The 19,414-nt window shown below is 62.5% G+C and carries 15 protein-coding genes, 1 tRNA gene and 2 pseudogenes; 16 read left to right on the forward strand and 2 right to left on the reverse strand.

All coding sequences use genetic code 11. The annotated features are described in order from the left end of the window. From FJ949_RS30020 to FJ949_RS30075, 12 genes and pseudogenes are all read left to right on the forward strand, one after another. Positions 1-76 (forward strand): annotated as a pseudogene (locus FJ949_RS30020) (elongation factor Tu); the annotation flags it as partial. Between the two features lie 205 nt (positions 77-281). Beyond that, a complete protein-coding gene (locus FJ949_RS30025) occupies positions 282-764 on the forward strand; it encodes a group II truncated hemoglobin (protein ID WP_140501616.1) in 483 nt (160 codons plus the stop codon). 211 nt (positions 765-975) lie between these two features. Beyond that, positions 976-1,051 (forward strand) — tRNA-Trp (locus tag FJ949_RS30030). Positions 1,052-1,449: 398 nt separating this feature from the next. Continuing rightward, positions 1,450-1,653 (forward strand): preprotein translocase subunit SecE, encoded by a 204-nt coding sequence (gene secE, locus FJ949_RS30035; RefSeq protein WP_140501618.1) that lies wholly within the window; start codon positions 1,450-1,452, stop codon positions 1,651-1,653. A 27-nt stretch (positions 1,654-1,680) separates the two neighbouring features. Continuing rightward, the gene (gene nusG / locus FJ949_RS30040; protein ID WP_140501620.1) at positions 1,681-2,208 is read left to right on the forward strand and encodes a transcription termination/antitermination protein NusG; all 528 of its coding nucleotides are present in this window, start codon (positions 1,681-1,683) and stop codon (positions 2,206-2,208) included. Between the two features lie 175 nt (positions 2,209-2,383). Then, positions 2,384-2,812, forward strand: a complete 429-nt coding sequence (rplK, locus tag FJ949_RS30045; protein WP_140501622.1) for a 50S ribosomal protein L11 — start codon at positions 2,384-2,386, stop codon at positions 2,810-2,812. Positions 2,813-2,816: 4 nt separating this feature from the next. Continuing rightward, complete coding sequence (gene rplA, locus FJ949_RS30050) at positions 2,817-3,515, forward strand: 50S ribosomal protein L1 (RefSeq protein WP_140501624.1); 699 nt, start codon at positions 2,817-2,819, stop codon at positions 3,513-3,515. Positions 3,516-3,922: 407 nt separating this feature from the next. Further along, positions 3,923-4,441, forward strand: a complete 519-nt coding sequence (gene rplJ, locus FJ949_RS30055; protein WP_140501626.1) for a 50S ribosomal protein L10 — start codon at positions 3,923-3,925, stop codon at positions 4,439-4,441. A gap of 54 nt (positions 4,442-4,495) precedes the next feature. Further along, positions 4,496-4,873, forward strand: coding sequence for a 50S ribosomal protein L7/L12 (gene rplL, locus FJ949_RS30060; protein WP_027146630.1), 378 nt, complete (start codon positions 4,496-4,498; stop codon positions 4,871-4,873). Positions 4,874-5,139: 266 nt separating this feature from the next. After that, positions 5,140-9,276, forward strand: coding sequence for a DNA-directed RNA polymerase subunit beta (gene rpoB / locus FJ949_RS30065; protein WP_140501628.1), 4,137 nt, complete (start codon positions 5,140-5,142; stop codon positions 9,274-9,276). Positions 9,277-9,411: 135 nt separating this feature from the next. Beyond that, positions 9,412-13,608 (forward strand): DNA-directed RNA polymerase subunit beta', encoded by a 4,197-nt coding sequence (gene rpoC, locus FJ949_RS30070; RefSeq protein WP_140501630.1) that lies wholly within the window; start codon positions 9,412-9,414, stop codon positions 13,606-13,608. Between the two features lie 85 nt (positions 13,609-13,693). Further along, positions 13,694-14,359, forward strand: a complete 666-nt coding sequence (locus FJ949_RS30075) for an O-methyltransferase (RefSeq protein ID WP_140501632.1) — start codon at positions 13,694-13,696, stop codon at positions 14,357-14,359. A gap of 49 nt (positions 14,360-14,408) precedes the next feature. On the opposite strand, the gene FJ949_RS30080 is transcribed toward FJ949_RS30075, so the two are convergent. Together FJ949_RS30080 and FJ949_RS30085 are read right to left on the reverse strand one after the other, a co-directional pair. Then, the gene (locus tag FJ949_RS30080) at positions 14,409-15,335 is read right to left on the reverse strand and encodes a Gfo/Idh/MocA family oxidoreductase (protein ID WP_140501634.1); all 927 of its coding nucleotides are present in this window, start codon (positions 15,333-15,335) and stop codon (positions 14,409-14,411) included. Between the two features lie 165 nt (positions 15,336-15,500). Continuing rightward, positions 15,501-15,782, reverse strand: coding sequence for a transcriptional regulator (locus FJ949_RS30085; RefSeq protein WP_140501636.1), 282 nt, complete (start codon positions 15,780-15,782; stop codon positions 15,501-15,503). A gap of 464 nt (positions 15,783-16,246) precedes the next feature. Here FJ949_RS30085 and rpsL point away from each other — a divergent pair, with 464 nt between their 5' ends. The 4 genes and pseudogenes from rpsL to FJ949_RS30105 all read left to right on the forward strand — a co-directional run. After that, positions 16,247-16,618, forward strand: coding sequence for a 30S ribosomal protein S12 (gene rpsL, locus FJ949_RS30090; RefSeq protein ID WP_006333356.1), 372 nt, complete (start codon positions 16,247-16,249; stop codon positions 16,616-16,618). 63 nt (positions 16,619-16,681) lie between these two features. Beyond that, entirely contained in the window at positions 16,682-17,152 is a 471-nt protein-coding gene (rpsG, locus tag FJ949_RS30095) for a 30S ribosomal protein S7 (protein WP_008875664.1), read from the forward strand. Between the two features lie 29 nt (positions 17,153-17,181). Further along, positions 17,182-19,272 (forward strand): elongation factor G, encoded by a 2,091-nt coding sequence (gene fusA / locus FJ949_RS30100; RefSeq protein WP_140501638.1) that lies wholly within the window; start codon positions 17,182-17,184, stop codon positions 19,270-19,272. Positions 19,273-19,337: 65 nt separating this feature from the next. Further along, positions 19,338-19,414 (forward strand): annotated as a pseudogene (locus FJ949_RS30105) (elongation factor Tu); the annotation flags it as partial.

Here is a 19,414-nt window from a genome sequence, read left to right on the forward strand (position 1 = left end):
AGAGAAGCTGCGCTTCGCCATCCGTGAAGGCGGCCGCACCGTCGGTGCCGGCATCGTCGTCACCATCAAAGAGTAATCGACACCGGCATCAGCCGGATCGAGAAGGAAGGGCGGTCCTCGGGCCGCCCTTTTTGTCGGCGACCGAAGATCAGCGCTGGCATGGCGGGGCCGACACGCGGTCGAACGGTAGTCGTGTCATCGAACTGGCCATCGAGCCAGGTTGAGGCTTGCTCGATTTTTCCGCTATCGTCGCTGCAGGCGGCGCTGGGCGGAGGTCAAGTATGAGCCAGGATGTTCCGACTCTGTACGAATGGGCCGGCGGCAGCGAAGCGCTCAACCGGCTGACGCAGACGTTCTATGACAAGGTGGCGCGGGATCCGGTCGTCGGGCCGGTGTTCAAGCATATGTCGCCCGACCATCCCGCCCATGTCGCGGCCTTTATCGGCGAGGTTTTCGGCGGGCCGAAAACCTACAGCGAAAAATTCGGCGGCCACCGCGAGATGGTGATGCATCATCTCGGCAAGCATTTGACGGAGGAGCAGCGCCGCCGCTGGATCAACCTGCTGGCCGATGCCGCGGATGCCGTCGGGCTGCCTGACGATCCGGAGTTCCGTTCCGCCTTCATGGGCTATATCGAGTGGGGATCGCGGCTCGCCAGGATGAATTCCAATCTCGGCGAAACGTGCGACCCGGAGACCGAGCCGATGCCGGCCTGGGGCTGGGGCGTGCCCGGCGGGCCTTACCGGGTCCCGGACACCAAATAGCGTCCAACGGATACACGGGCCGGCAGGCAAGATCTCCGCGAACAGCATGCCGGCGCACTTGAGCATGAAACCGGAGATCGATGGCGGCGGGCTGGTCGTCGACCATCCCGATTTCCGGGAAAGGGGATGAAGGCGCGTTTGCTTGCAAACCGCTCTTTACAGAGCGCGCGGAAGCTTTTAGGAAGCCCGTGCTGCGCCGAGGCGCACGTGTACGGGCATAGCTCAGTTGGTAGAGCGGCGGTCTCCAAAACCGCAGGTCGTAGGTTCGAGCCCTGCTGCCCGTGCCATTTCAAGAAATGGCACGTCAAAACAAAAACACAGCCATTTCCAAAATGGCCATCGAAACTATCTTTTGCAGGCTGCCCTTTGAAAATCGGCGACCGGCTTGCCATATTAGGCTGATTGAGGCATAAGGGCGCCATAGCCGGGACGGAACGACTGGATGGTTCCGAGGCGGCGTTTGGTCATAAAGCGGACACTTGCCACTTGCGTGGATCAAGAATCGGTTTTATGTAGACGAAACAGACACGCGACGCGTGGAGCTGGGAAGCCGGCTTTACGCGTCTGATTTGCATGGGCGAAATGATTGCGCTGATTCGGCGCGAAAATGGACCCAGGCGGCACGTCCCGGCCAGCGGGATCATCCAGGAGACCCGGCCAACGGGTCTTGAAGACAGAGCGGCATATGGCTTCGAAAACCACAAATCCTTTCGTCTTTCTCCAGCAGGTTCGCGCGGAGACCGCCAAGGTGACTTGGCCGTCGCGACGCGAAACGATGATCTCGACAGTGATGGTTCTGGCTTTCGCTGTGATCGCGATGGTCTTTTTCTTCACCGCCGATCAGCTCATGGGCCTCGCGGTCGAACAGATTCTGGGCATTGGACGCTAAGTCCGGCGATTACGGAGAAGTCGTGAAATGACTACGCGCTGGTACATCGTCCACGCCTATTCGAACTTTGAGAAGAAGGTCGCCGAGGACATCGAGAACAAGGCCAAGCAGAAGGGCCTGTCCGCCGATATCGAGCAGATCGTCGTGCCGACCGAGAAGGTCGTCGAGGTTCGTCGCGGCCGCAAGGTCGACGCCGAGCGCAAGTTCTTTCCGGGCTATGTGCTCCTGAAGGCCAACTTGACCGACGCCGTGTTCTCGCTGGTCAAGAACACGCCGAAGGTCACCGGGTTTTTGGGCGACTCCAAGCCGGTACCGATCACCGAGGCCGAGGCGCAGCGCATCCTGAACCAGGTGCAGGAAGGCGTCGAGCGCCCGAAGCCCTCGGTTACTTTCGAGATCGGCGAGGCGATCCGCGTCTCGGATGGCCCCTTCGCGTCCTTCAACGGCTTCGTCCAGGAAGTGGACGAGGAGCGGGCGCGGCTCAAGGTGGAAGTTTCGATCTTCGGGCGCGCCGTGCCTGTCGATCTGGAATTCGGGCAAGTCGAAAAAGGCTGATCCGAAATCCCTGGCGCCGTTCCGGTGGTCAGGGGAGGCGGCGCGGCAACGCGCGGCCTGAGAACGGTGGGAGGCGAATGCGGCTTTAGCCGGCCGCAGGAACCGCACCACCAGACTGCAACAGCCGGTGTTTTCCCAGATCGAGGGGCCGGCATAGACAAAGGCAGGAATAGAGATGGCTAAGAAAATTGCAGGCCAGCTCAAGCTCCAGGTTGCCGCGGGCTCGGCTACGCCGTCGCCCCCGATCGGCCCGGCGCTTGGTCAGCGTGGCATCAACATCATGGAGTTCTGCAAGGCGTTCAACGCGCAGACCCAGGAAATGGAAAAGGGATCGCCGATTCCGGTCGTCATCACCTACTACCAGGACAAGTCGTTCACCTTCGTCATGAAGACGCCGCCGGTGAGCTACTTCCTGAAGAAGGCCGCTAACCTGAAGTCGGGCTCCAAGGAGCCGGGCAAGGTCAAGGCCGGCACGATCGGCCGCGACAAGGTCCGCGCCATCGCCGAGCAGAAGATGAAGGATCTGAACGCAAACGACGTCGAGGCGGCCATGCGCATGGTCGAGGGCTCCGCCCGCTCGATGGGTCTGGAAGTGGTGGGCTGAGATCATGGCAAAGATTGCAAAGCGTGTATCGAAGACCCGCGAAGGCATCGATCCCAACAAGGCTTATACCTTGGGTGACGCGCTGAAGCTGCTCAAGGATCGCTCGACGGTCAAGTTCGACGAGACGATCGAAGTCGCGATGAATCTCGGCGTTGATCCTCGCCATGCCGACCAGATGGTCCGCGGCGTGGTCAACCTGCCGAACGGCACCGGCCGCTCGGTCCGCGTCGCCGTGTTCGCCCGTGGCGACAAGGCCGAGGAAGCCAAGGCCGCCGGCGCCGACATCGTCGGTGCGGAGGACCTGGTCGATATCGTCCAGAAGGGCACGATCGATTTCGATCGCTGCATCGCTACGCCGGACATGATGCCGCTCGTCGGCCGTCTGGGCAAGGTGCTCGGCCCGCGCGGCATGATGCCGAACCCGAAGGTCGGTACCGTCACCACCGACGTCGCGGCCGCCGTCAAGGCATCGAAGGGCGGCGCTGTCGAGTTCCGCGTCGAGAAAGCCGGCATCGTTCACGCCGGCGTCGGCAAGGTCTCGTTCGACGTCAAGGCGCTGGAAGAAAACGTCCGCGCCTTCGCCGATGCGGTGACCAAGGCAAAGCCGGCTGGCGCCAAGGGCAACTACGTCAAGAAGGTGTCCGTCACCTCGACGATGGGCCCGGGCCTCAAGCTCGACGTCTCGACGCTCGCGGCGTCCTGATTAACCGTTTGGATCGGCCGCTGAACGGGCCGATCCGTAAGTGAATTCCGGGCCTGGATCGTTCTGGGCCCGGTACCGGGAGCCGAAAGGTTTCCGGACATCCTGTCCGAGATTGCAGGCGGCCCGGCCTTGATTGAAAAGGGGGGCCTTAATTCATGTGGGCCTGCATGAGACGGGTGAAGACCTGACAACGGAGCAAGCGCTCCAATGAAAGGTTCGAACCGTGTTTGCCTTTTGTCTGCGCATCGTCCGGCTTGCCGGCGATGTGGCGAAAGGGGGCAGGATCCTCGAGCGCTGTTCGGGAGATCCGTTACTGGATGGCCCGGCCGGCAAAAGGCAACCCGACGCCTGTCCTCGTGAATGGGAATGTTCCCGTTAGCAGGGTGGGGGTCAACTGGAGATAGGCAGTGGACAGAGCGGAAAAACGCGAACTCGTCACGGGCCTGAACGATGCGTTCTCGAACGCGGGTTCAGTGGTCGTGGCCCACTATGCCGGTATCACCGTCGCGCAAATGAACGACCTCCGGTCGAAAATGCGCGCTGCCGGTGGCACCGTTAAAGTCGCGAAGAACCGTCTCGCCAAAATCGCTCTTCAGGGCACGGACTCCGCATCGATCATCGATCTGTTCAAGGGACAGACGCTGGTCGCCTATTCGGAGGATCCGATTGCGGCGCCGAAGGTCACGTCCGATTTCGCCAAGGGGAATGACAAGCTCGTCATTCTCGGCGGCGCAATGGGCACCACCTCGCTCAACGCCGACGGTGTGAAGGCACTCGCCACACTTCCGTCGCTCGACGAGCTGCGCGCCAGGCTGGTTGGCATGATCGCCACGCCGGCAACCCGGATCGCCCAGATCGTCAATGCGCCCGCGGCTTCGGTCGCGCGTGTCATCGGCGCTTACGCCCGGAAGGACGAGGCGGCATGAGGCCGTTCCTCGCTATCACAAACACACGTTCGAACCTTATGAAGGAATACAACAATGGCTGATCTCGCAAAGATCGTAGACGACCTTTCGAAGCTGACCGTCCTCGAGGCGGCTGAGCTGTCGAAGCTTCTGGAAGAAAAGTGGGGCGTTTCGGCTGCTGCTCCGGTGGCTGTTGCCGCTGCCGGCGGCGCTGCCGCTGCCGCTGCTCCGGTCGAGGAAAAGACGGAATTCGACGTCGTCCTCACCGATGCCGGCGCTCAGAAGATCAACGTCATCAAGGAAGTCCGCGCCATCACCGGCCTTGGCCTCAAGGAAGCCAAGGACCTGGTCGAAGCGGCTCCGAAGCCGGTCAAGGAAGCCGTTTCCAAGGCCGACGCCGACAAGTTCAAGGCCCAGCTGGAAGCAGCCGGCGCCAAGGTCGAGCTGAAGTAAGCGTAACAATCGGCGGACGGCCTCGCGCCGTCCGCCACTCCCTCGGGTGACCTGGGGAGGCTGCGTAGCGCGAGATGCACGAAAACCTCTTTCCTGAGGGCCGAAAACCGGCTCTCAGGAAACGGGTTTTCTCCCGTTTTAGCCGGCCGCCGCCAAGTAGTTTGGTAATGGGGCCGGAGAACAGACAGAGAGCCGCTGCCCAGGCGGTTCGGATGCAAGGCGAGCCGCGGCGAGGCTCGCCCCGAGTTTAGAGCTAAGGAGCGACGATGGCCCAGACCCAGACTTTCAATGGCCGCAGACGCGTACGCAAGTTCTTCGGAAAGATCCCGGAAGTTGCGGAGATGCCGAACCTCATCGAGGTTCAGAAGGCGTCCTATGACCAGTTCCTGATGGTGGACGAGCCCAAGGGCGGACGTCCGGACGAGGGACTGCAGGCTGTTTTCAAGTCGGTCTTCCCGATCTCCGATTTTTCCGGCTCCTCGATGCTGGAGTTCGTGAAGTACGAGTTCGAAGGACCGAAATTCGACGTTGACGAATGCCGTCAGCGCGACCTCACCTATGCCGCACCGCTGAAGGTGACGCTGCGCCTGATCGTGTTCGATATCGACGAGGATACCGGCGCGAAGTCGATCAAGGACATCAAGGAGCAGGACGTCTACATGGGCGACATGCCGCTCATGACCTCGAACGGCACCTTCATCGTCAACGGCACCGAGCGCGTCATCGTCTCGCAGATGCACCGCTCGCCGGGCGTCTTCTTCGACCATGACAAGGGCAAGTCGCACTCGTCGGGCAAGCTCCTGTTTGCCGCGCGCGTCATCCCCTATCGCGGTTCGTGGCTCGACATCGAGTTCGATTCCAAGGACGTCGTGCACGCCCGCATCGACCGTCGCCGCAAGATTCCGGTGACGTCGCTGCTGATGGCGCTCGGCATGGACGGCGAAGAGATCCTGTCGACCTTCTACAACAAGATCACCTACAAGCGCGCCGGCGATCACTGGCGCATTCCGTTCAACGTCGATCGTTTCCGCGGCCTGAAGGCCGTCGGCGACCTGGTCGACGCCGACACGGGTGAGGTCGTTGTCGAGGCCGGCAAGAAGATCACCGCCCGCCAGGCCCGCCAGCTCGGCGAAAAGGGCCTGAAGGCGATCAAGGCGACCGACGAGGACCTGCTCGGCAACTATCTCGCCGAGGACATCGTCAATTACGCCACCGGCGAGATCTTCCTCGAGGCCGGCGACGAGATCGATGACAAGACGCTGAAGGTGCTGCTTGGCACCGGCGAGGACGAGATCCAGATACTCGACATCGATCACGTCAATGTCGGCGCCTACATCCGCAACACGCTCGCCGTCGACAAGAACGAGAGCCGCCAGGACGCGCTGTTCGACATCTATCGTGTCATGCGCCCCGGCGAGCCGCCGACGCTCGAAACCGCTGAAGCCATGTTCAACTCGCTGTTCTTCGACAGCGAGCGCTACGACCTGTCCGCCGTTGGCCGCGTCAAGATGAACATGCGCCTCGAACTCAAGGCCGAGGACACCGTGCGTGTATTGCGCAAGGACGACATCCTGGCCGTGGTCAAGACGCTGGTCGAACTGCGTGACGGCAAGGGCGAGATCGACGACATCGACAATCTCGGCAACCGCCGCGTGCGTTCGGTCGGCGAGCTGATGGAAAACCAGTACCGCGTCGGCCTGCTGCGCATGGAGCGCGCGATCAAGGAGCGTATGTCCTCGATCGAGATCGACACGGTCATGCCGCAGGACCTGATCAACGCCAAGCCGGCGGCTGCCGCCGTGCGCGAGTTCTTCGGTTCCTCGCAGCTGTCGCAGTTCATGGACCAGACCAATCCGCTGTCGGAGATCACCCACAAGCGCCGTCTCTCCGCGCTTGGACCGGGTGGTCTGACCCGCGAGCGCGCCGGCTTCGAGGTGCGCGACGTGCACCCGACGCATTACGGCCGCATCTGCCCGATCGAGACGCCGGAAGGCCCGAATATCGGCCTGATCAACTCGCTCGCCACCTTCGCGCGCGTCAACAAGTACGGCTTCATCGAGAGCCCGTACCGCAAGATCGTCGACGGCAAGCTGACCAATGACGTCGTCTATCTGTCGGCGATGGAAGAGGCCAAGCACCATGTCGCGCAGGCCAATGCCGAGCTCGACAAGGATGGTCGCTTTGTCGACGAATTCGTCATTTGCCGCAGTGCCGGCGAAGTGATGATGGCGCCGCGCGAAAACGTCGACCTGATGGACGTTTCGCCCAAGCAGATGGTGTCGGTGGCCGCGGCCCTGATCCCGTTCCTTGAGAACGACGACGCCAACCGCGCGCTGATGGGCTCGAACATGCAGCGCCAGGCCGTGCCGCTGGTGCGCGCCGAAGCGCCGTTCGTCGGCACCGGCATGGAGCCGATTGTCGCCCGTGATTCGGGCGCCGCCATCGGCGCCCGCCGCGGCGGCATCGTCGACCAGGTGGACGCGACGCGTATCGTCATCCGCGCCACGGAAGACCTCGATCCGGGCAAGTCCGGCGTCGACATCTACCGGCTGATGAAGTTCCAGCGTTCGAACCAGAACACCTGCATCAACCAGCGTCCGCTGGTGCGCATGGGCGACCGGGTCAACAAGGGCGACATCATCGCGGACGGTCCTTCGACCGAGCTCGGCGATCTGGCTCTCGGCCGCAACGTGCTGGTCGCGTTCATGCCGTGGAACGGCTACAACTACGAGGACTCGATCCTCCTGTCCGAGCGCATCGTCGCCGACGACGTCTTCACCTCGATCCACATCGAGGAGTTCGAGGTCATGGCGCGCGACACCAAGCTCGGACCGGAGGAAATCACGCGCGACATTCCGAACGTCTCGGAAGAAGCGCTGAAGAACCTCGATGAAGCCGGCATCGTCTATATCGGTGCCGAAGTTCAGCCGGGCGATATCCTGGTCGGCAAGATCACGCCGAAGGGCGAAAGCCCGATGACGCCGGAAGAAAAGCTTCTGCGCGCCATCTTCGGCGAAAAGGCATCCGATGTGCGCGACACCTCGATGCGCATGCCTCCGGGCACCTTCGGCACCGTCGTCGAGGTGCGCGTGTTCAATCGCCACGGTGTGGAGAAGGACGAGCGCGCCATGGCGATCGAGCGCGAGGAGATCGAACGCCTCGCCAAGGACCGTGACGACGAGCAGGCGATCCTGGATCGCAACGTCTACGCGCGCCTTTCCGACGTGCTCGTCGGCAAGGAAGCGATCGCCGGACCGAAGGGCTTCAAGAAGGGCTCGACGCTGTCGAAGGATACGCTCGACGAGTATCCGCGTTCGCAGTGGTGGCAGTTCGCCGTGGAGAACGAAAAGCTCCAGAGCGAACTGGAAGCCCTGCGCGGCCAATACGACGATTCCAAGAAGGCGCTCGAACAGCGCTTCATGGACAAGGTCGAGAAGGTGCAGCGCGGCGACGAAATGCCTCCGGGCGTCATGAAGATGGTCAAGGTCTTCGTGGCGGTGAAGCGCAAGATGCAGCCGGGCGACAAGATGGCCGGCCGTCACGGCAACAAGGGTGTCGTGTCGCGCATCGTTCCGGTCGAGGACATGCCTTTCCTCGAGGACGGCACGCATGCCGATATCGTGCTCAACCCGCTGGGTGTGCCGAGCCGCATGAATGTCGGCCAGATCCTGGAAACGCATCTGGGCTGGGCTTGCGCCGGAATGGGCAGGAAGATCGGCGAGATGATCGACGCCTACAAGTCTGCCGGCGACATCAAGCCGCTGCGCAAGACGCTGGAGAGCTTCATGCCCGCCAACGACCGCAACGAGCCGGTCCGCGAGTATGACGACGAGAGCATCGTTCGCCTGAGCGAGCAGATGCGCCGCGGTGTCTCGATCGCGACCCCGGTGTTCGACGGCGCGCACGAGGCCGACATCAACGTCATGCTGGAGCAGGCGGGCCTGCACACCAGCGGTCAGTCGCAGCTCTATGACGGACGCACCGGCGAACCGTTCGATCGCAAGGTGACGATGGGCTACATCTACATGCTCAAGCTTCACCACCTCGTGGACGACAAGATCCACGCGCGTTCGATCGGTCCGTACTCGCTCGTCACCCAGCAGCCGCTGGGCGGCAAGGCGCAGTTCGGCGGCCAGCGCTTCGGTGAAATGGAGGTCTGGGCGCTGGAAGCGTACGGCGCCGCCTACACGCTGCAGGAAATGCTGACGGTGAAGTCGGACGACGTCGCCGGCCGCACCAAGGTCTACGAGGCGATCGTCCGCGGCGACGACACCTTCGAGGCCGGCATTCCCGAGAGCTTCAACGTTCTCGTCAAGGAGATGCGGTCGCTCGGCCTCAACGTCGAATTGGAGAACACCAAGCTCGACGAAGCCCCGGTTCGGCTGCCCGACGCAGCGGAATAAACAAGACACCCGGTCGCGGGAGAGGCTCCCGCGACCGGGTGCACCAAATTCTTCGGCCGGTGGGCCGACCACTCAGCGGGCATTTGCCCCGCATCAGATGCAAGGGGTTTTCGAGGACCCCGAAAGGAGAACGGCATGAACCAAGAGGTCATGAATCTCTTCAATCCCCAGGCGCCGGCGCAGGTGTTCGATTCCATCCGGATATCGCTCGCCAGCCCTGAGAAGATTCTGTCCTGGTCGTTCGGCGAGATCAAGAAGCCGGAGACCATCAACTACCGCACCTTCAAGCCGGAGCGTGACGGTCTGTTCTGTGCGCGCATTTTTGGCCCGATCAAGGACTACGAGTGCCTGTGCGGCAAGTACAAGCGCATGAAGTACAAGGGCGTCATCTGCGAAAAGTGCGGTGTCGAAGTCACGCTGTCGCGCGTTCGCCGCGAGCGCATGGGCCATATCGAGCTGGCGGCACCCGTCGCTCATATCTGGTTCCTGAAGTCGCTGCCCTCGCGCATCGGCACGCTGCTCGACATGACCCTGAAGGACATCGAGCGCGTCCTCTACTTCGAGAACTACATCGTCACCGAACCCGGCCTCACCGCGCTGAAGGAGCACCAGCTGCTCAGCGAGGAAGAGTACATGATCGCCGTCGACGAATATGGCGAGGATAGCTTCACCGCCATGATCGGCGCCGAGGCCATTCATGACCTTCTGGCCGGCATGGACCTGGAGAAGATCGCCGGCGACCTGCGTTCGGAGCTGGCTTCGACCACGTCCGAGTTGAAGCAGAAGAAGTATCTGAAGCGGCTCAAGGTCGTCGAGAACTTCATGGAGTCCGGCAACCGTCCGGAATGGATGATCATGAAGGTGGTTCCGGTGATCCCGCCGGACCTGCGCCCGCTCGTCCCGCTGGACGGCGGACGTTTCGCGACGTCGGACCTCAACGATCTCTATCGACGCGTCATCAACCGCAACAACCGCCTGAAGCGGCTGATCGAGCTGCGTGCCCCCGGCATCATCGTGCGCAATGAAAAGCGCATGCTGCAGGAGGCCGTCGACGCGCTGTTCGACAACGGCCGCCGTGGCCGCGTCATCACCGGCGCCAACAAGCGTCCGCTGAAGTCGCTGTCGGATATGCTCAAGGGCAAGCAGGGCCGGTTCCGCCAGAACCTGCTCGGCAAGCGCGTCGACTATTCCGGCCGTTCGGTCATCGTCACCGGTCCGGAGCTCAAGCTGCACCAGTGCGGCCTGCCCAAGAAGATGGCGCTCGAACTGTTCAAGCCCTTCATCTACGCCCGCCTCGACGCGAAGGGTTACTCCTCGACCGTCAAGCAGGCGAAGAAGCTGGTCGAGAAGGAGCGTCCGGAAGTCTGGGATATCCTCGACGAGGTTATCCGCGAGCATCCGGTGCTCTTGAACCGCGCGCCGACGCTGCACCGCCTCGGCATCCAGGCGTTCGAGCCGATCCTGATCGAAGGCAAGGCGATCCAGCTGCATCCGCTGGTCTGCACGGCCTTCAACGCCGACTTCGACGGCGACCAGATGGCGGTCCACGTGCCGCTGTCGCTGGAAGCGCAGTTGGAAGCCCGTGTGCTGATGATGTCGACCAACAACATCCTGCACCCGGCTTCCGGCGCGCCGATCATCGTGCCGTCGCAGGACATGGTTCTGGGTCTCTACTACCTCTCGATCGTCAACCAGAACGAGCCGGGCGAGGGCATGGTGTTTGCCGACATGGGCGAACTCCAGCACGCGCTCGAGACCAAGGCGGTGACCCTGCACGCCAAGATCAAGGGCCGCTTCCGCTCGGTCGACGCCGAGGGCAAGGTCGTGTCGAAGATCTACGACACCACGCCGGGCCGCATGATCATCGGCGAGCTTCTGCCGAAGAACGTTAACGTGCCTTACGAGACCGCCAACCAGGAGATGACCAAGAAGAACATCTCCAAGATGATCGACACCGTCTACCGCCATTGCGGTCAGAAGGAGACGGTCATTTTCTGCGATCGCATCATGGCGCTCGGTTTCGCCCATGCCTGCCGCGCCGGCATTTCGTTCGGCAAGGACGACATGCTGATCCCGGATACCAAGATCAAGCTGGTGTCGGACACCGAGGCCTTGGCCAAGGAATACGAGCAGCAGTACAATGACGGCCTGATCACGCAGGGCGAGAAGTACAACAAGGTCGTCGACGCCTGGGCCAAGTGCTCGGAAAAGGTCGCCGACGAAATGATGGCCCGCATCAAGGCGGTCGAGTTCGAGGACAATGGTCGTCAGAAGCCGATGAACTCGATCTACATGATGTCGCACTCCGGTGCGCGCGGCTCGCCCACCCAGATGCGCCAGCTCGCCGGCATGCGCGGCCTGATGGCCAAGCCGTCGGGTGAAATCATCGAGACGCCGATCATCTCGAACTTCAAGGAAGGCCTGACCGTGCTCGAGTACTTCAACTCGACCCACGGCGCCCGCAAGGGTCTGGCGGACACCGCCCTGAAGACGGCGAACTCGGGCTATCTCACCCGTCGTCTGGTCGACGTGGCGCAGGACTGCATCGTCAACTCCGTGGACTGCGGCACCGACAAGGGCCTCACCATGCAGCCGATCGTCGATGCCGGTCAGGTCGTCGCTTCGGTCGGCCAGCGCGTGCTGGGTCGCACCGCGCTCGACGACATCAACCATCCGGTGACCGGCGAATTGTTGGTCAAGGCCGGAACGCTGATGGACGAGCGCGACGTGGAGCAGATCGAGAAGGCCGGCGTGCAGTCGGTCCGCATCCGCTCGGCGCTGACTTGCGAAGTCAGGGTCGGCGTCTGCGCAGTCTGCTACGGACGCGATCTGGCCCGGGGCACCCCGGTCAACCAGGGCGAGGCCGTCGGCGTCATCGCGGCGCAGTCGATCGGCGAGCCGGGCACCCAGCTCACCATGCGTACCTTCCACATGGGCGGTACGGCGCAGGTGGTGGATAGCTCGTTCCTTGAAGCCTCCTATGAGGGCAAGGTCGAGATCCGCAACCGCAACGTGGTGCGCAACTCGGACGGCCAGCAGATGGTCATGGGCCGCAACATGGCGGTGCTGATCCTCGACGAGGCCGGCAAGGAGCGCGCCACGCACCGCGTCACCTATGGTTCGCGCATCTTCGTGGACGATGGCGACAAGGTGAAGCGCGGCCAGCGCATCGCCGAATGGGATCCTTACACCCGCCCCATCCTCACCGAAATCGAGGGCAAGGTGGCGTTCGAGGATCTGGTCGACGGCATTTCCGTCCAGGAAACGGCCGACGAGTCGACCGGCATCACCAAGCGCGAGGTCATCGACTGGCGTTCGACGCCGCGCGGCAACGACCTGAAGCCGGCGATCGTCGTTCAGGACGCCAAGGGCAAGGTCGGCAAGCTGTCGAAGGGCGGCGATGCCCGCTTCCTGCTCTCGGTCGAGGCCATTCTCTCGGTCGAGCCGGGTGCTCAGGTTCGTCCCGGCGACGTCCTGGCGCGTATCCCGATGGAAAGCGCCAAGACCAAGGACATCACCGGCGGTCTGCCGCGTGTTGCCGAGCTGTTCGAGGCCCGTCGTCCGAAGGATCACGCCATCATCGCAGAGATCGATGGTACGATCCGCTTCGGCCGCGACTACAAGAACAAGCGCCGCATCATCATCGAGCCGCATGACTCGACGCTTGAGCCTGTCGAATACCTGATCCCGAAGGGCAAGCCGTTCCATCTCCAGGACGGCGACGTCATCGAGAAGGGCGACTACATCCTCGACGGCAATCCGGCGCCGCACGACATCCTGGCGATCAAGGGCGTGGAGGCGCTTGCGTCCTACCTCGTCAACGAGATCCAGGAGGTCTACCGTCTGCAGGGCGTGTCGATCAACGACAAGCACATCGAGGTGATCGTTCGCCAGATGCTGCAGAAGGTCGAGATCACCACGCAGGGCGACTCGACCTATATTCCGGGCGACCACGTCGACGTGATCGAACTGGAAGAGGTCAACGAGCGCCTGATCGAGGACGGCAAGAAGCCGGCCGAAGGCCAGCCGGTGCTGCTCGGCATCACCAAGGCCTCGCTGCAGACGCCGTCCTTCATCTCGGCCGCCTCCTTCCAGGAGACGACCAGAGTGCTGACGGAAGCCGCGGTTGCCGGCAAGACCGACATGCTGCAGGGCTTGAAGGAAAACGTCATCGTCGGCCGGCTGATCCCGGCCGGTACCGGCGGCACGATGAGCCAGATCCGCCGCATCGCCACCTCGCGCGACGAACTGATCATCGACGAGCGCCGCAAGGCCTCCGGTGTCGAAGTCGCCGAGCCGATGCTGGCCGACATGACAACCGCCGCGCAATAAGCGCGGCGGCAAGAGATCTCAGGCAACAAGGCCGCCGGGGCAACCCGGCGGCCTTTTCGTTTCAACGAACAATCGAGGAAGGCAGATGAGCACGAAAACCTGGACGGCTGTCGATAACTACATCGTTTCCTCGCTCTTCGAGGCGGATCCCGTTCTCGACGCGGTCCTGGCGGCCAACCGCGACGGTGGCTTGCCGGCGATCGACGTCTCGGCGGCGCAAGGAAAGCTGCTCTCGCTGCTGGTGCGCATTCGCGGCGCGAAAAAGGTGCTCGAGATTGGTACGCTGGGCGGTTATTCCACCATCTGGATGGCGCGGGGATTGCCGGCCGGCGGAAAAATCGTGACGCTCGAACTCGATCCGCACCACGCCAAGGTCGCGCGTTCGAATTTCGAGCGGGCAGGGGTTTCCGAACAGGTCGATCTGCGGGTCGGGCCGGCGCTGCAGTCGCTCGCTGCGCTGGGGGCCGAAGACGCCGGGCCGTTCGACCTCGTTTTCATCGACGCCGACAAGCCTAACAACCCCAACTATCTCTCCTGGGCCATGCGGCTGTCGCGCTCGGGAACGGTCATCGTCTGCGACAACGTCATTCGCGACGGCACGGTGCTCGACGAGGATGGTCGCGACGCCAACGTCGAAGGTGCACGCGCGGCGTTCTCCTTCATCGGCGGCGACAAGCGCCTGGACGGCACCGCGATCCAGACTGTCGGCGCCAAGGGCTATGACGGGTTCGCCATAGCGATTGTCGATTGAGTTGTTGCGATAGGCGGACCGGATACGCGATCCGGGCGACAGTCGCTATTCAGTCGAAGAACGCCTCGACCACATTGCGCTTGCCGAGCATGAAGGCGTCGGCGACATGCTGGAGGGGCGCGAGATCGACATCGGAAGTGCCGGCGCGCACGATTTCGGCGAAACGCCTGTAGAGTTCAGGATATTCCGATTCCGGTTCTTCATGGACGACGCGGCCGTCGATGGAGAGTTTCGAGCCACCGCCCGAGAGCACCATCTTGCCGGCATCGGTATCGGCGAGAATGTCCCAGCTCTGCGGCCCGGTCTGGAGCCAATCCAGATCCATCGTCACCGCCGACCCGTTCGCCGCGCGGAAGGCGACCTGGGCGGCGATCGGCGCGTCGCGGTTCTCCGGGAAGTCGAGCGCGGCCGACGTGATGTACATGGCGGGCAGGATGTAGGTCGCGATCGACAGCGCGTTGATGCCTGGATCGAAGACGCCGAAGCCGCCTGGCTGCCAGATCCAGTCCTGGTTCGGGTGCCAGCGGCGCACGTCTTCCTTCCAGACGATTGCCGCTGATTTGATTTGCGTCGCGGCCAAAAAAGTCCGCGCCGCTTCAACCGCCGGCGCATAGCGCGAATGCCAACTGGCGAACAGCGACACGCCCTGTTTCGTCGCCAGCGCCTTCAGGTCCTCGACCTCGCTGACCGTGGCGCCGGGCGGCTTTTCCAGGAACACGTGCTTCTTCGCCTCGAGTGCGGTGCGCGCCGCAGCGTAGCGGAATTGCGGCGGCATGCAGAGTGAGACGGCGTCGAGTTCGGGAACGGCGCCAAGCATCGTCTCGATATCGGGAAAATTATGGATGTCTTCAACCTTGCCATGCCGGCTGGCAGCGGCGATCAGCCGGTAGTCCCGGTCCTTGGCGAGCGCCGGAAGGTGTTGGTCGCGGACGATCTTGCCGACGCCGACAATGCCTATGTTAATGGGCTGGGACACGGCCGCTCCGTCTGTTGGACAATGGTGAGCGCTTCTTATCAGAACACTTGCCCCGGGCAAGCCGAAGCCGAAAGGTCAACTCCGTCTTTGCCGGAGCTGCAGCGCCGGCCTTTCACTCGTTGGAAGGCTCCAGCGCCGATTCGAACGGCGAGGGCCGGCACGCTTTCAGATCGGCACATCGAAGGTCACGATCGACACTTCGCCTTCGAGCGCGCCCTGGAAGGCCGAAAGATGCGGCTCCTCGTCGGGCTCGCCCTCCATGTCGCCGATCTGGTCGAGCTCGGCTTCGGCGTAACCTTCCGCCGCCAACGATTCGAGCGCACGGCGCACCGCCGAATCGTCATCAGGCGCAACCAGCATGACGTGCACGCCTTCCGGCTTGCCGCCTTTTCTCTTCCACACCCGGCCGGTGATGATAGTGACCGGGCGTTCCTCGTTGTCGTTCACGGGCCGATTCCTTCGCGGCGAGGGGCTTTGACTGTTCATGCGGCTTTTTCGCATGAAGCCGCGCCGCGCAACAGCCAAAACCCGGTCACTTTCTTCCTCGCCCTTGCAAAATGACGAAAGAAAATTACATGCGGTTTACGCATGGCTGCCAAGCCCCGGCTTCAATGCAATATTTGCCGCTCCGGGGTTGACGGTACGCGGGCTTGCGAGTAGAAGCCGCCCAGTCAGAACCGATGTGAGGCTCTCCCTTCCGAAGCGACACGCTTTGGAGTTTGCCTCAAACAGGGTTCGTTTTACGAGCGAAAAGACATTTCCGGCGTGCACGAAGCGGTATCCGCTTCCTCTGCGATTTGTTCGGGCAAGACCGCAAGGCGCGGTTTGTGGCCCGAATTTGCGTATGGAAATGACGCTTTGAGCGAGCCTTGACCGGCACGAGACACGGAATTGAGAGACAAGAGGGTTTAATGCCTACCGTCAACCAGCTGATCCGCAAGCCGCGCATTGCGCCGGTGAAGCGCAACAAGGTCCCGGCCATGCAGCAGAACCCGCAGAAGCGGGGCGTCTGCACGCGCGTCTACACAACGACGCCGAAGAAGCCGAACTCGGCGCTGCGCAAGGTGGCCAAGATCCGCCTGACCAATGGTTTCGAGGTGATCGGTTACATCCCCGGCGAAGGTCACAACCTTCAGGAGCACTCCGTGGTGATGATCCGCGGCGGCCGCGTCAAGGACCTTCCGGGTGTCCGTTACCACATCATCCGCGGCGTGCTCGACACGCAGGGTGTGAAGAACCGCAAGCAGCGCCGTTCGAAATACGGTGCCAAGCGTCCGAAGTAAGGTTTTCCGGCTTCGGCGCTTTTTCGACTGCGCCGGGCTATGAGAGATTGAGAGACAAAAGCCATGTCCCGTCGTCACAGTGCAGAAAAGCGTGAGATCAATCCGGACCCCAAGTTCGGCGATCTGATCGTCACCAAGTTCATGAACGCCGTCATGTATGACGGCAAGAAGTCGGTTGCCGAGACCATCGTCTACGGCGCGCTCGACCAGGTCCAGTCGAAAACCAAGCAGGAGCCGGTCACCGTCTTCCATCAGGCGCTCGACAATGTCGCGCCGCATGTGGAAGTGCGTTCGCGTCGCGTCGGCGGCGCCACCTACCAGGTTCCGGTCGACGTGCGCCCCGAGCGCCGTCAGGCGTTGGCCATCCGCTGGCTGATCGCCGCGGCCCGCAACCGCAACGAGACCACCATGGTCGACCGCCTCTCCGGCGAGCTGATGGACGCGGCCAACAACCGCGGCACCGCAGTGAAGAAGCGTGAAGACACCCACAAGATGGCTGAAGCCAACCGCGCCTTCGCGCACTACCGCTGGTAAAGCGCGAAAGAGACTGAGAGGCAGTTACGATGGCCCGCGAATATAAAATCGAAGACTACCGCAATTTCGGTATCATGGCGCATATCGACGCCGGCAAGACGACGACCACCGAGCGCGTCCTCTATTACACGGGCAAGTCGCACAAGATCGGCGAAGTGCACGACGGCGCCGCGACCATGGACTGGATGGAGCAGGAGCAGGAGCGCGGCATCACGATTACGTCGGCCGCGACCACGACCTTCTGGAAGGGTCGTGACGGCAAGATGCACCGCTTCAACATCATCGACACGCCCGGACACGTCGACTTCACCATCGAGGTCGAGCGTTCGCTGCGCGTGCTTGACGGCGCCATCGCGCTGCTCGACGCCAATGCCGGTGTGGAGCCGCAGACGGAAACCGTCTGGCGCCAGGCCGACAAGTACCGCGTGCCGCGTATGATCTTCTGCAACAAGATGGACAAGACCGGCGCCGACTTCTACCGCTCGGTCGAGATGATCGGCTCGCGCCTCGGTGCGCAGGCTGTCGTCATGCAGCTGCCGATCGGCGCCGAGACCGAATTCAAGGGCGTCGTCGACCTGGTCGAGATGAACGCGCTGGTCTGGCGCGACGAGACGCTGGGCGCTGCCTGGGACGTCGTCGAGATCCCGGCCGACCTCAAGGCCCGCGCCGAGGAATACCGCGAGAAGATGATCGAGGCCGCCGTCGAGATGGACGAGACGGCTCTTGAGAACTACCTCGAAGGCAAGATGCCGTCGAATGACGAGATCCGCGCGCTGATCCGCAAGGGCACCATCGCGGTCAAGTTCTTCCCGATGTTCTGCGGCTCGGCATTCAAGAACAAGGGCGTGCAGCCTCTGCTCGACGCCGTCGTGGAATACCTGCCGTCGCCGGCCGATGTGCCCGCGATCAAGGGTGTCGATGCCAAGACCGACGCCGAGATCGAGCGTCACGCCGACGACAACGAGCCGCTGTCGATGCTGGCGTTCAAGATCATGAACGACCCGTTCGTCGGTTCGCTGACCTTTGCCCGTATCTATTCGGGCAAGCTCACCAAGGGCATCTCGGTCGACAACACCGTGAAGGGCAAGAAAGAGCGCATCGGCCGCATGCTGCAGATGCATGCGAATTCCCGTGCCGACGTTGAAGAGGCCTATGCCGGCGACATCGTCGCTCTCGCAGGTCTCAAGGACACGACCACCGGCGATACGCTGTGCGATCCGCTTCATCCGGTCATCCTCGAGCGTATGGAATTCCCCGATCCGGTCATCCAGATCGCGATCGAGCCGAAGACCAAGAACGACCAGGAAAAGATGGGCCTCGCGCTGCATCGCCTGGCTGCCGAGGATCCGTCCTTCCGCGTCAAGACCGACGAGGAAAGCGGCCAGACCATCATTTCCGGCATGGGCGAGCTGCACCTCGACATCATCGTCGACCGCATGCGCCGCGAGTTCAAGGTCGAGGCCAATGTTGGTGCGCCGCAGGTGGCTTATCGCGAGACGATCACCCGCAGGCACGAGCAGGACTACACGCACAAGAAGCAGACCGGTGGTACCGGGCAGTTCGCCCGCGTGAAGATCGTGTTCGAGCCGAACCCCGATGGCGAGGATTTCGTGTTCGAATCCAAGATCGTCGGCGGCGCTGTGCCGAAGGAATACATCCCGGGTGTCGAGAAGGGCCTGCTGAGCAAGATGGGTTCCGGCCCGTTTGCCGGGTTCCCGATGATCGGCGTCAAGGCTACCTTGATCGACGGCGCTTTCCACGACGTCGACTCTTCGGTGCTCGCATTCGAAATCGCTTCCCGCGCTTGCTTTATGGAAGCTTCGCCGAAGCTCGGCGTGCAGCTGCTCGAGCCGATCATGAAGGTCGAGGTCGTGACGCCGGAAGATTATGTCGGCGGTGTCATCGGTGACCTCAACGGCCGTCGTGGCCAGATCCAGGGCCAGGAAGCCCGCGGCGTGGCAGTCGTCATCAACGCGATGGTGCCGCTCGCCAACATGTTCAAGTACGTCGACAATCTGCGCTCGATGAGCCAGGGCCGTGCGGCCTACACGATGCAGTTCGACCATTACGAGCCGGTCCCGACCGCGGTCGCCCAGGAAGTCCAGAAGAAATACGCGTAACCCGGCAGGGTGCTGCGGCAACTTAATTAAGAGCCCGTACGGGCGAGCAGGAATGGAGACATCACATGGCAAAAGGTAAATTCGAGCGCACCAAGCCGCATGTGAACATCGGCACGATTGGCCACGTTGATCATGGCAAGAC

The organism is Mesorhizobium sp. B2-4-1, from assembly GCF_006442185.1.
Classification (GTDB): Bacteria; Pseudomonadota; Alphaproteobacteria; order Rhizobiales; family Rhizobiaceae; genus Mesorhizobium.